Consider the following 11,176-nt stretch of genomic DNA (forward strand, 5'->3'; position numbering starts at 1 on the left):
CCTGTTACGGTCGAATCGGATAGGAAGGACCGCCGCCCATCCTCAAGGAGTAGGTCTTGTTCATCATTTCGAAGCTTGTCTGGATTTTTGCCCAGCCGCTATCGCTGGCATTCTTTTTCGTCTTCTTCGCCTTTGCCGCCGGCCTCCTGCGCTGGCGCACCTTGAGCATCCTCGGCGCGATTGCTTCAGCCGTCATCCTCTTCGTCACGCTCTACACCACGGCCGGCAACCTTCTGATGCAGGATCTCGAGGAGCGCTTCGCCAAACCCGCAGCCGACCCTGATAGCCTGCAATGCATGATCGTGCTCGGCGGCGCCTTCGAAAACGAGGTGAATACGGCGCGTCACGGCATTGAATTCAACCCTGCCGCCGACCGCTTCATCGAAGCCCTGCGGCTCGCGCAGAAATTTCCGCAGTCGCGCATCCTGATCTCGGGCGGCGACGGCTCACTCTCGGGCATTTACGAAGGCGATGCGGCGGCCTCCGAGCGTTTCTTCCCGCTCTTCGGCATCGGCAAGGATCGCCTGATCGAGGAGCGGCAATCGCGAACGACCTTCGAAAATGCCGTCAACGCCAGGGAATTCCTCGCCGGCCAGGGTCTTTCCCGTTGCCTGCTGATCACCTCCGGCTTCCATATGCCGCGTTCCGTCGGTATCTTCCGCAAGCTCGGCATCGACATCGTGCCCTGGCCGACCGACTATCGTACCGACGGGCAGGTTCGGCTGAGCCTGGATTTCACTCAGCCGAATCTCAATGCCCAGAATATGGCGACGGCGATCCGCGAATGGTACGGCCTCATCGGCTACTATCTCGCCGGCCGGACGTCGGAGCTTTATCCGCGCTAAGTTATTTCTTCGAGATGGTGACGAATTTCGCGCCGCGCACACGCGCGGTCACGATGCAGGGATCGCCTTCGGTGCGGTCGCAGAAACGCGGATGCATCTTCATCGCCAGCACCATGTTGCCGAAGCGCCGAACGAAGTCGTAGCCGTAGATCTGTGCCGTCGCGATCATGAAATAACCGCCTTCGGCGACCTGCAGATAGAAATTATAGGTGCAGCCGTCGTCGTTGCATTGCGGCCCCTTCTGCCCGTCGCAGGTCAGCTGGCCCTCATTGACCACGGCGTCGATCAGTCCGTCATTGTTGATGTCCTGCCTGATAACGAAGCCGTCGGCGAATTCGGCCGCCTTGCACTGTTCCTGGAAATGCTTCTTCTCGTAGATCTCGGGGTCCGAGATCAGCGATTGCTGGGCAAGCGCGGCAACCGGCATGGCGAGCAGCAGGACGATATTGAGAACGGCGAGCACCAGCGTTTTCACGGGCTTTCCTCTTTTGGACAAAGGCTCTGCACCAATGCGTGTCACCCAAAACCGCGCAGCGGTTCTTGGATAACGACATGCATCGAATAAAGACGGATGCTTTATGGCCGCGCCGCCTTGCGCCGCCCTTGCCGCCATGGTTCTTTCCGGAAACTGTTCGCCGGTTCCGGGGTCCGCATGTCCTTGCTCGTCTATCTCGATTATGCCGGCATTGCGCTGTTTGCCGCGACAGGCGCGCTCGCCGCCTCGCGCAAGCAGCTCGATCTGATCGGTTTTCTGTTTTTCGCCATGGTGACGGGAACCGGCGGCGGCACCGTGCGTGACATCGTGCTCGGCCGTGTGCCGGTCTTCTGGGTGCTGAACCCTGCCTATATCCTCGTCTGCTGCATCATGGGCGTCATTGTCTTCTTCACCGCCCATCTGCTGGAATCGCGCTATCGCCTGCTGATCTGGCTGGATGCGATCGGTCTTGCCGCCTATTGCGTTCTCGGTGCCGCCAAGGGTCTTGCCGCCACCGGCTCGCCGACCATCGCGATCGTCACCGGCACATTGACGGCGACCTTCGGCGGCATCCTGCGCGATCTGATGGCAAACGAGCCTTCGGTGCTGTTGCGGCCGGAAATCTATGTGACGGCGGCGCTGATCGGGGCCGGCGTGTTCACACTCGCCAATGCGTTGGGAATGCCGCTCTATCTCGCCTCGGGCTGCGGCGTCGTGGCGGCCTTTGCCGTTCGCGGCGGCGCCCTGTGGTTCGGCTGGACCTTCCCGATCTACAAGCACAAACCCGGGCGGCATCCCGACGATGTGATGTGAGCCTTTTGGGCGCTGTCAGCCCTGCTTGGCCCGCAGCCGGATCACCACGTCGACGTGAGCGATCTCCATACCTTCGGGCGGCTCCGGCAGATTGCCGATCGTCAGGTTGCTGACGGGAATGTCGAGCACCTTGTTGTGGCCTTCGATGAAGAAATGGTGGTGGTCGGAAACATTGGTGTCGAAATAGGTCTTGGCGCTCTCGACGGCGAGAACGCGGATGAGACCGGCTTCGGTGAACTGGTGCAGCGTGTTGTAGACGGTCGCCAACGAAACCGGCACGCCAGCGGCAACCGCCTCCTCATGCAGTTCCTCGACGGTCAAATGCCGGTCGCCCTTGGCAAACAGGAGGTCGCCGAGCGCGACGCGCTGGCGTGTGGGGCGCAGGCCCGCGCCGCGCAGCCTTACCTCTATTGCGATCGGGAGTGCACCCGTCATCAACACGAACTCCGGTTATTCCTGCATAAAGCAATCATGTTTCTTCAAGCGGTATAACTTTTGCATCGGAGCCTTTCAATAGTTCAGTGGGGACAAGAGCCTGATAAACGCGGCAAAAACGGGCTTTTGATGCAAATAGGTCTGGTCGCAGCTCTGGCCTTCCTGTATGCGACCACCAAATAATGGCGTAAGCCTGGTCCAAACCGATGAATGAAGCTGCCTTGCTTGTGCTTCATTTTCTGAAGAACTTGGACTACACGTTCACATCCATCGGCTTCACGCGGGGGGAAAAAGAAATTTTATGACCACCAGACAGTCCAGCTTCTCGTATGAAGAACTCATCGCTTGCGCCCATGGCGAGCTGTTCGGACCCGGTAATGCGCAGCTGCCGCTGCCGCCCATGCTGATGGTTCACCGCATCACGGACATTTCCGAAACGGGCGGCGCCTTCGACAAGGGCTATCTCAGGGCCGAATACGACGTACGCCCCGACGACTGGTACTTTCCCTGCCATTTCGAAGGCAATCCGATCATGCCGGGCTGCCTCGGCCTCGACGGCATGTGGCAGTTGACCGGTTTCTTCCTGGGTTGGCTCGGCGAGGAAGGTCGCGGCATGGCGCTTTCAACCGGCGAAGTGAAATTCAAGGGCATGGTCCGGCCGCATACGAAGCTGATCGAATACGGCATCGATTTCAAGCGCGTGATGCGCGGTCGCCTTGTGCTCGGCACGGCCGACGGCTGGCTGAAGGCGGACGGCGAGACCATATACCAGGCGTCCGACCTTCGCGTCGGTCTATCGAAAGACAAGACCGCCTGAAACCGCATTTCGAGCGGCTGACGAAAACAACAAAGGTTTGATCAGATGAGACGGGTAGTTGTCACGGGTCTGGGTATCGTTTCCTCGATCGGAAGCGACGCGGCCGAAGTCACCGAATCCTTGCGCCAGGCAAAGTCGGGCATTTCCTTTTCCAACGATTTCGCCGAACACGGCTTCAAGTGCCAGGTCTGGGGCAGCCCGAAGCTCGGCCCGGCGGAGCTTGCCGAACTGGTCGACCGCCGTGCCATGCGCTTCCTGTCGCAGGGCGGCGCCTGGAACCATGTCGCCATGAAGCAGGCGATCGCCGATTCCGGTCTTGAAGAGAAGGACTACGCTCAGAATGAACGCGCCGGCATCATCATGGGATCCGGCGGACCGTCCACCCGCACGCTCATCGAGGCGGCCGAGATCACCGTCAAGAACAATAGCCCGAAGCGCATCGGTCCCTTCGCCGTGCCGAAAGCGATGTCCTCCACTGCTTCGGCCACGCTCGCCACCTGGTTCAAGATCCATGGCGTCAACTATTCGATCTCGTCGGCCTGCTCGACTTCTGCCCATTGCATCGGCAATGCCGCCGAAATGATCCAGTGGGGCAAGCAGGACATGATGTTTGCCGGCGGCCACGAAGATCTCGACTGGACGATGTCCAATCTCTTCGACGCCATGGGCGCCATGTCCTCCAAATATAACGACACGCCCGATACCGCCTCGCGCGCCTATGACGTCAACCGCGACGGTTTCGTCATCGCCGGCGGCGCCGGCGTGCTGGTGCTGGAGGAGCTGGAGCACGCCAAGGCCCGCGGCGCCAAAATCTACGCCGAAATCGTCGGCTACGGTGCCACCTCCGATGGTTACGACATGGTCGCCCCCTCGGGCGAAGGCGCTATCCGCTGCATGCGCCAGGCGCTCTCCACCGTCAAAGGCGATGTCGACTATATCAACACCCACGGCACGTCGACGCCGGTCGGCGACAGCAAGGAAATCGGCGCCATCCGCGAGGTGTTCGGCACCAAGATCCCGCATATCCAATCGACGAAGTCGCTGACGGGCCATTCACTGGGTGCGGCCGGCGTGCAGGAATCGATCTATTCACTGCTGATGATGCAGCAAGGTTTCATCGGCGAAAGCGCCCATATCACCGAGCTCGATCCCGAATTCGAAGGCGTGCCGATCGTGCGTAAGCGTATCGACGATGCGAAGATCGATATCGCTCTCTCCAATTCCTTCGGCTTCGGCGGGACGAACGCCACGCTCGTCTTCCAGCGCTATAACGGATAACAACATGACTGGAATCATGCAGGGTAAGCGCGGCCTCATCATGGGCGTCGCAAACAACCATTCGATTGCCTGGGGGATTTCAAAAGCGCTCGCCGCACAGGGTGCGGACCTCGCCTTCACCTATCAGGGCGATGCGCTCGGCAAGCGCGTCAGGCCGCTGGCCGCTGAAGTCGGCTCGGATTTCGTGCTGCCTTGCGACGTCGAGGACATTGCGTCCGTCGATGCTGTGGTCGACGCGCTCGGCGAGCGCTGGGGCAAACTCGATTTTATCGTCCATGCCATCGGCTTCTCCGACAAGAACGAGCTGAAGGGCCTCTACGCCGATACGACGCGGGAGAATTTCAGCCGCACCATGGTCATCTCCTGCTTCTCCTTCACCGAGATCGCCAAGCGCTGCGCTCCGCTGATGGAAGGCAGTGGCGCGATGCTGACGCTGACCTATAACGGCTCGACGCGCGTCATTCCGAATTACAATGTCATGGGTGTCGCCAAGGCGGCGCTCGAGGCTTCGGTGCGTTATCTCGCCGCCGATTACGGCCCGCGCGGCATCCGCGTCAACGGCATTTCCGCCGGCCCGATCCGCACGCTTGCCGGCGCCGGCATTTCGGACGCACGCGCGATTCTCTCCTGGAACCAGCGCAATGCGCCGCTGCGCAAGACCGTGACCATCGATCAGGTCGGCAGCTCGGCGCTCTATCTGCTCTCCGACCTCTCCGCCGGCGTCACCGGCGAAATCCATTTCGTCGATGCCGGCTTCAACATCACCTCAATGCCGACGCTGGATACCTTGCGCAACGCCGACGTGGAATAAGGCCCACTCCCGGTGATGTCACAAGGCCATGCGTATTTTAATACGCATGGCCTTGTTGTTTTATCCGGACGAACTATACTGGTAGGGGACAGGGTGTGGAGCGAAACAGTCACAAGATTATCGCCAGGTTGAAGCGGGAGGGCTTCGAAGTGGTTTCGATCAAGGGCTCGCACCACAAGCTTCGAAGAGGCAATCAGACCATCATCGTTCCGCATCCCAAAAAGGATCTGCCGATCGGCACTGCGCTTGCGATTGCGAAGCAGGCCGGATGGAATGAGTGAGGCATCATGAAGTATTTCATTGCGCTCGTGCATAAGGACAGGAATAGCGCCTTCGGCGTCAGCTTTCCGGACCTGCCGTCGGTATTCTCCGCGGCAGATGAGGAAGAGGATCTTACCGCAAACGCCATCGAAGCACTTCGTCTCTGGGCGGAAGATGAAACCTTGCCGATACCGTCCTCCTACGACGAGATCAGCTCGAGACCGGATATCCGCGAGCAGCTGGCTGCAGGCGCTTTTCTGACGCGGGTGCCCTTTATCGAAGATACGACGCGCACCGTTCGAGCCAATGTCACTTTCGACAAAGGCATGCTTGACGCGATCGACAAGGCCGCAAAGGAGCGCGGCCTTACCCGTTCGGCTTTCCTTGCAAGCGCTGCCCGCAAGGAGATCGAGGCCGCTTGAGCCTTATTTCTTCGCCCACAGCACCTTGAAACGTGCATTGCGGCAGGTTTCGCCGCTTTCCCTGAAGTTCGCCGCCAGAACCGGCTCGTAAGGCAGGCCCCGATTGGCGACCAGCATCAGCCGGCCGCCGCCGCGAAGGGCGGAGGCGGCGGTCTTGATCATCGCCTGGCCAAGCGACGGCTCGGCCGCATGGCCCTCGTGGAAGGGCGGGTTCATGATGACGAGGTCGTATTTGTCCTTGACCGGCTCGCCCGCCAGATCGTGCCAGAAGAAGCGCACCGGCGCGTTCGGGCAGTTCTCCGCCAGATTATCCCGTGCGGCCTCCAGGGCCGCGTGATTGGCCTCATAGAGGTCAAGGCGGGCCAGTCCACGCGATCTCTGCGCCATCTCGACCGAGAGATAACCCCATCCGGCGCCGAAGTCGGCGACATCGCCGGTAAAATCCTGCGGCAGGCGCGTGGCGAGCAGTTCCGATCCGGCATCGATCCGGTCATGCGAGAACATGCCGGCTGTTGCATGGAAGCGATTATCGACGCGCACCGGCGCCTTTGCCAGTTTCGAGACGATCTCGCTTTCATCGGCCGGCCGGCCGAACCAGAAGGCGACGCCGTGATATTTCGGCATGTGGTCGATGGCGAGGCTGAAACCTTCCATACGCTTGCGCAACGGCTGGATGCCATCCTCCTTGGCGCCGGCGACGACGATCAGCCCGCCGGCCCGCGTCCGGGCGATCGCGGCGGCGAGGTTGGCCTCGTTCTCGCCCTTGTGCTTCGTGCAGAGCACGAGAGCTGCGTCATAGTCCTCGCCGTCGATTTCGGGCGTCGCTTCGATCCGCTGCGCCAGCAGTTGGCGGTAGAGCGGCCGGAAGCCCTGGACGGCGCTGAGCGAGGCCGCAAAACCTTCCGGCAGCGCGAAGCCTGCCTCGGCCCCGAGGAAGAGCACACGCTCGCCTTCGCCGGGCGCCGCGATTGTGCCGCTGGCAAACGGATGGAACAGGGTCTTCAGTGTCTCGCGGCTCATGGCTCTCGTCTCGACTTTGGATACAAAAAGGGCGCGGAAGATTCCCGCGCCCGGAATTGAAGCTGGCAGATGCGGCTTATTCGGCCGCTTCTTCCTTCTTCTTCTCGTTCGGGATCTCCTGGCCGGTGGCCTGATCGACGACCTTCATCGACAGGCGAACCTTGCCGCGCTCGTCGAAGCCGAGCAGCTTGACCCAGACCTTGTCGCCTTCCTTGACGACGTCGGTCGTCTTGGCGACGCGCTCGGAAGCGAGCTGCGAGATATGGACGAGGCCGTCGCGGGCGCCGAAGAAGTTGACGAAGGCGCCGAAGTCGGCGGTCTTGACGACAGTGCCTTCATAGATCTGGCCGATTTCAGGCTCGGCGACGATCGAGTGGATCCACTTGCGGGCCGCTTCGATTTCCTTGCCGGAAGAGGAGGCGATCTTGACGGTGCCATCGTCCTCGATGTTGATCTTCGCGCCGGTCTTTTCGACGATTTCGCGGATGACCTTGCCGCCGGAGCCGATGACTTCGCGGATCTTGTCGACCGGGATGTTCATGACTTCGATGCGCGGAGCGAATTCGCCGAGCTGGCCGCGGCTTTCGGTGATCGCCTTGGACATTTCACCGAGGATATGGGCGCGACCGCCCTTGGCCTGACCGAGAGCGACCTTCATGATCTCTTCGGTGATGCCGGCGATCTTGATGTCCATCTGCAGCGAAGTGATGCCATCGGCCGTACCGGCAACCTTGAAGTCCATGTCGCCGAGATGATCTTCATCGCCGAGAATGTCGGAGAGGACGGCGAAGCGATCGCCTTCGAGGATCAGTCCCATGGCGATACCGGCAACCGGCTTGGCGAGCGGGACACCTGCATCCATCAGCGCCAGCGACGTGCCGCAGACGGTTGCCATCGAGGACGAGCCGTTGGATTCGGTGATCTCGGAAACGACGCGCAGCGTGTAGGGGAACTGCTCCGCCGACGGCAGCATCGGACGGATCGCACGCCATGCGAGCTTGCCGTGGCCGATCTCGCGGCGACCTGGAGAACCCATGCGGCCGGTCTCGCCAACCGAGAAGGGAGGGAAGTTGTAATGGAGCAGGAAGCGCTCCTTGTACATGCCGGTCAGGCTGTCGACATACTGCTCGTCTTCGCCGGTGCCGAGCGTGGCAACCACGATCGCCTGCGTTTCACCGCGCGTGAAGAGCGCCGAACCGTGCGTGCGCGGCAGAAGGCCAACTTCCGAAACGATCGGACGAACGGTTTCAAGATCGCGGCCGTCGATGCGGCTCTTGGTGTCCAGAATGTTCCAGCGGACGATCTTGGCCTGCAGGTGCTTGAAGATCGCGCCGACTTCCTCGGCCGTATACTTGGCTTCGCCTTCCTCGGGGAGGAAATGCGCCTTGACCTTTGCCTTGACGGCGTCGACGGCGGCGTAGCGATCGGCCTTCTGGGTGATCTTGTAAGCTTCGCGGAGTTCTGCTTCGAAATGCTTCAGCATCTCGCCTTCGAGCTCGGAATAGTCTTCCGGCTGGAAGTCGCGCGGCTCCTTGGCGGCGACTTCGGCGAGTTTGATGATCGCATCGAGAACCGGCTGGAAGCCCTTGTGGCCGAACATGACGGCGCCGAGCATGACGTCTTCGGGCAGTTCCTTGGCTTCGGACTCGACCATCAGCACGGCGTCGTAGGTGCCGGCGACGACCAGGTCGAGGCTCGACTCATCCATCTCGTCGAGATGCGGGTTGAGAACATATTCGCCATTGATGTAGCCGACGCGCGCGCCGCCGACCGGGCCCATGAAAGGAACGCCCGAAAGCGTCAGCGCCGCCGAAGAGGCGATCATGGACAAGATGTCGGGATTGTTTTCAAGGTCGTGTTGGACGACGGTGACGACGACCTGCGTGTCGTTCTTGTAGCCTTCCGGGAAGAGCGGGCGGATCGGGCGGTCGATCAGGCGGGAGACGAGCGTTTCGTTTTCGCTCGGACGGCCTTCACGCTTGAAATAGCCGCCGGGAATCTTGCCGGCCGCGTAGGTCTTTTCCTGGTAGTTGACGGTCAGCGGAAAGAAGTCCTGGCCAGGCTTCGGCGCCTTGGCCGAGACGACGGTGGCGAGAACGACCGTCTCACCATAAGTAGCGAGAACCGCACCGTCGGCCTGACGGGCAATCTTGCCGGTTTCGAGCTTCAGCGGGCGGCCGGCCCACTCGATTTCCACTGTGTGTGTATCAAACATATCTTGTCCTTCAATGCGGGAGCACGCGCCATCGCCGATATCAGGGCGCAGCGCACAGTCGACCGCAATCAATGTGACGTATCACGGGCAAGACAACGGGAGGCTTTTCATCGGCAGTTTCCCGAACTTGAGAGTTCCTGAGAAACTTGGGCCAAAGCCTTGGAGAGCTTTGGCCGAAAGCATCCGGCAATCCTGCCCCATGACAGGTCAGCGGTTGGTTTGGCAGAACCGGCCCATCCGGGCCTGCCGGTCGTTCCACCGCTTGAGATAGGGCGCGGGTGGAACATTTCATCGGGAGCGTCGTCCCGAAACAGATCCGGCGGACGCTTAAAGCGTCCGCCGGACAATTTTAACGGCGAATACCCAGGCTGTTGATCAGCTTGGAATAGCGGCCTTCATCCTTCTTCTTGAGATAATCAAGAAGCGAGCGGCGGCTCGAAACCATCGTCAGCAGGCCACGGCGGGAATGGTTATCCTTCTTGTGGTCCTTGAAGTGTTCGGTCAGGTTGTTGATGCGTTCGGTCAGGATCGCAACCTGGACTTCCGGAGAACCGGTATCGCCTTCGGCGGTCGCATATTCCTTGATCAGCGCAGCCTTGCGCTCAGCAGTGATCGACATCGGACGTTCCTTTCTATGAGAGGAGAAAAAGTCGCCACAAGCCGGGATGCCGTCCAGCTTTGGCCGTGAATGCGAGCAGGCGAACCTGACGCTGGCGCTGCCTATAAACCAAATCTGCAGCGATTGAAAGAGGGGACTCCTGTAGCCGCTTTCAACGGCCCGCCATGGCGTCCCGGATCATTGCATCATAACCTTCGGGATCCTGCAGCATGGCGAAATGGCTGGCATCCTTCAGGATCACGAGCTTGGCGCCGGGAATCTCCTTGGCCATCAATTCCGTATGATCGAGCTTGACGGCTTCGTCGTGATCGCCGATCGCGAGCGTGACGGGAACCGTGATCTTTCCAAGATCGGCGGCCGTCCATGCCGGTTGGGTCTCCCACATGTGGGAGATCTGCGTGACGAAGGCATCGTACTCGTCCGGCGTCGGCGAAAGCTTTCGGTACTGATCGCCGGCGACATCGATGTAGGCTTTGAAGGTCTGGTTTTCCATGACGTCGGCCTTGACGCCGTCGGTCGTGACGTTTGCCGCCTGGGCAATGACGCGGGTCAGCTTTTCCGGATGTTTCATTGCCATGTCGATGCCGATGATGCCGCCGTCCGACCATCCCACCAGCGTCACCTTGCCGATCTTCAGATGGTCGAGAAGGGCCACGTAATCCGATGTCATCAGATCGTAGCCGAAAGGCTGCTGGCTGCGCGTCGAGCGGCCATGGCCGCGGCTGTCGGCGACGATGACCAGGTGATCCCTGGCGAAATCGGCGATCTGGTGACCCCAAACGTCGGCATTTCCAAGGCCGCCATGGATGAAGAGGATCGGCTCGCCTTCACCATATTCGGCATAATACATCTTGATGTCGTTCACATCGGCCACGCCGCTCGTCGTCGCCGCGGGCATCGAAGGAAAGGCCGGCAGCTCGGCCCAGCGCTCGGCGGATTGAGCGCCGGCGATGGTCAGGAACATCGAAAAGAACGTCAGTACTCCGATAGCGGTTGCGCGCATTTTCATCCCCTTGTCGGGCCACCATGGCCCCTCGGGCGCTATGGCCCGAAAGGAAGATATCGCATCGCTAGATGTGGAGCCTCAACAGGTTGTCCTGGGTAAGAGCGAGTCTGCTGATTGGTGGTTTTGAATTTAGGCTTCCGTGAGGCCTGTGCCAATTGT

At 60.5% G+C, this 11,176-nt stretch carries 13 protein-coding genes; 7 read left to right on the forward strand and 6 right to left on the reverse strand.

What is annotated here, in order from left to right; all coding sequences use genetic code 11:
* Positions 1-56: 56 nt before the first annotated feature.
* Positions 57-845, forward strand: a complete 789-nt coding sequence (locus tag GGD53_RS27165) for a YdcF family protein (protein ID WP_184459824.1) — start codon at positions 57-59, stop codon at positions 843-845.
* A gap of 1 nt (position 846) precedes the next feature.
* Here GGD53_RS27165 and GGD53_RS27170 read toward each other — a convergent pair whose 3' ends face one another.
* Entirely contained in the window at positions 847-1,320 is a 474-nt protein-coding gene (locus tag GGD53_RS27170; protein WP_184459825.1) for a hypothetical protein, read from the reverse strand.
* A gap of 177 nt (positions 1,321-1,497) precedes the next feature.
* On the opposite strand from GGD53_RS27170, the gene GGD53_RS27175 reads away from it, so the two are divergent.
* Positions 1,498-2,133: a trimeric intracellular cation channel family protein gene (locus GGD53_RS27175; protein WP_064805816.1), complete on the forward strand. Its 636-nt coding sequence runs from the start codon at positions 1,498-1,500 to the stop codon at positions 2,131-2,133.
* A 15-nt stretch (positions 2,134-2,148) separates the two neighbouring features.
* Here the strand turns inward: GGD53_RS27175 and irrA are convergent, their stop codons facing one another.
* Positions 2,149-2,568, reverse strand: a complete 420-nt coding sequence (irrA, locus tag GGD53_RS27180; protein WP_064800210.1) for an iron response transcriptional regulator IrrA — start codon at positions 2,566-2,568, stop codon at positions 2,149-2,151.
* A 301-nt stretch (positions 2,569-2,869) separates the two neighbouring features.
* Between irrA and fabA the strand changes: the two genes are divergently transcribed.
* The 5 genes from fabA to GGD53_RS27205 all read left to right on the forward strand — a co-directional run bounded on the left by fabA (position 2,870) and on the right by GGD53_RS27205 (position 6,157).
* Entirely contained in the window at positions 2,870-3,385 is a 516-nt protein-coding gene (gene fabA / locus GGD53_RS27185; RefSeq protein WP_020920068.1) for a 3-hydroxyacyl-[acyl-carrier-protein] dehydratase FabA, read from the forward strand.
* A gap of 45 nt (positions 3,386-3,430) precedes the next feature.
* Complete coding sequence (fabB, locus tag GGD53_RS27190; RefSeq protein ID WP_184459826.1) at positions 3,431-4,663, forward strand: beta-ketoacyl-ACP synthase I; 1,233 nt, start codon at positions 3,431-3,433, stop codon at positions 4,661-4,663.
* Positions 4,664-4,667: 4 nt separating this feature from the next.
* Positions 4,668-5,474, forward strand: a complete 807-nt coding sequence (gene fabI, locus GGD53_RS27195) for an enoyl-ACP reductase FabI (RefSeq protein WP_184459827.1) — start codon at positions 4,668-4,670, stop codon at positions 5,472-5,474.
* A 95-nt stretch (positions 5,475-5,569) separates the two neighbouring features.
* Positions 5,570-5,755: a type II toxin-antitoxin system HicA family toxin gene (locus tag GGD53_RS27200; RefSeq protein ID WP_184459828.1), complete on the forward strand. Its 186-nt coding sequence runs from the start codon at positions 5,570-5,572 to the stop codon at positions 5,753-5,755.
* A 6-nt stretch (positions 5,756-5,761) separates the two neighbouring features.
* A complete protein-coding gene (locus GGD53_RS27205; protein ID WP_184459829.1) occupies positions 5,762-6,157 on the forward strand; it encodes a type II toxin-antitoxin system HicB family antitoxin in 396 nt (131 codons plus the stop codon).
* 3 nt (positions 6,158-6,160) lie between these two features.
* Here the strand turns inward: GGD53_RS27205 and GGD53_RS27210 are convergent, their stop codons facing one another.
* From GGD53_RS27210 to GGD53_RS27225, 4 genes are all read right to left on the reverse strand, one after another.
* Positions 6,161-7,177, reverse strand: a complete 1,017-nt coding sequence (locus GGD53_RS27210) for a class I SAM-dependent methyltransferase (protein ID WP_184459830.1) — start codon at positions 7,175-7,177, stop codon at positions 6,161-6,163.
* A 76-nt stretch (positions 7,178-7,253) separates the two neighbouring features.
* On the reverse strand, positions 7,254-9,392 hold the full coding sequence (gene pnp, locus GGD53_RS27215; protein ID WP_085779915.1) for a polyribonucleotide nucleotidyltransferase: 2,139 nt from the start codon (positions 9,390-9,392) through the stop codon (positions 7,254-7,256).
* Positions 9,393-9,741: 349 nt separating this feature from the next.
* Positions 9,742-10,011: a 30S ribosomal protein S15 gene (gene rpsO / locus GGD53_RS27220; RefSeq protein ID WP_009997779.1), complete on the reverse strand. Its 270-nt coding sequence runs from the start codon at positions 10,009-10,011 to the stop codon at positions 9,742-9,744.
* Positions 10,012-10,162: 151 nt separating this feature from the next.
* Complete coding sequence (locus GGD53_RS27225; protein ID WP_085779916.1) at positions 10,163-11,014, reverse strand: alpha/beta fold hydrolase; 852 nt, start codon at positions 11,012-11,014, stop codon at positions 10,163-10,165.
* Positions 11,015-11,176 lie beyond the last annotated feature (162 nt).

The sequence above is a fragment of the Rhizobium aethiopicum genome, from assembly GCF_014197535.1.
GTDB lineage: Bacteria > Pseudomonadota > Alphaproteobacteria > Rhizobiales > Rhizobiaceae > Rhizobium > Rhizobium aethiopicum_A.

What these genes read in the sequence shown, in the direction of transcription:
- pnp (WP_085779915.1), bottom strand. Translation starts at nt 9,392, where the DNA reads ATGTTTGATACACACACAGTGGAAATCGAGTGGGCCGGCCGCCCGCTG.
- irrA (WP_064800210.1), bottom strand. Translation starts at nt 2,568, where the DNA reads ATGACGGGTGCACTCCCGATCGCAATAGAGGTAAGGCTGCGCGGCGCG.
- fabB (WP_184459826.1), top strand. Translation starts at nt 3,431, where the DNA reads ATGAGACGGGTAGTTGTCACGGGTCTGGGTATCGTTTCCTCGATCGGA.
- GGD53_RS27205 (WP_184459829.1), top strand. Translation starts at nt 5,762, where the DNA reads ATGAAGTATTTCATTGCGCTCGTGCATAAGGACAGGAATAGCGCCTTC.
- fabA (WP_020920068.1), top strand. Translation starts at nt 2,870, where the DNA reads ATGACCACCAGACAGTCCAGCTTCTCGTATGAAGAACTCATCGCTTGC.
- fabI (WP_184459827.1), top strand. Translation starts at nt 4,668, where the DNA reads ATGACTGGAATCATGCAGGGTAAGCGCGGCCTCATCATGGGCGTCGCA.
- GGD53_RS27225 (WP_085779916.1), bottom strand. Translation starts at nt 11,014, where the DNA reads ATGCGCGCAACCGCTATCGGAGTACTGACGTTCTTTTCGATGTTCCTG.
- GGD53_RS27210 (WP_184459830.1), bottom strand. Translation starts at nt 7,177, where the DNA reads ATGAGCCGCGAGACACTGAAGACCCTGTTCCATCCGTTTGCCAGCGGC.
- rpsO (WP_009997779.1), bottom strand. Translation starts at nt 10,011, where the DNA reads ATGTCGATCACTGCTGAGCGCAAGGCTGCGCTGATCAAGGAATATGCG.
- GGD53_RS27175 (WP_064805816.1), top strand. Translation starts at nt 1,498, where the DNA reads ATGTCCTTGCTCGTCTATCTCGATTATGCCGGCATTGCGCTGTTTGCC.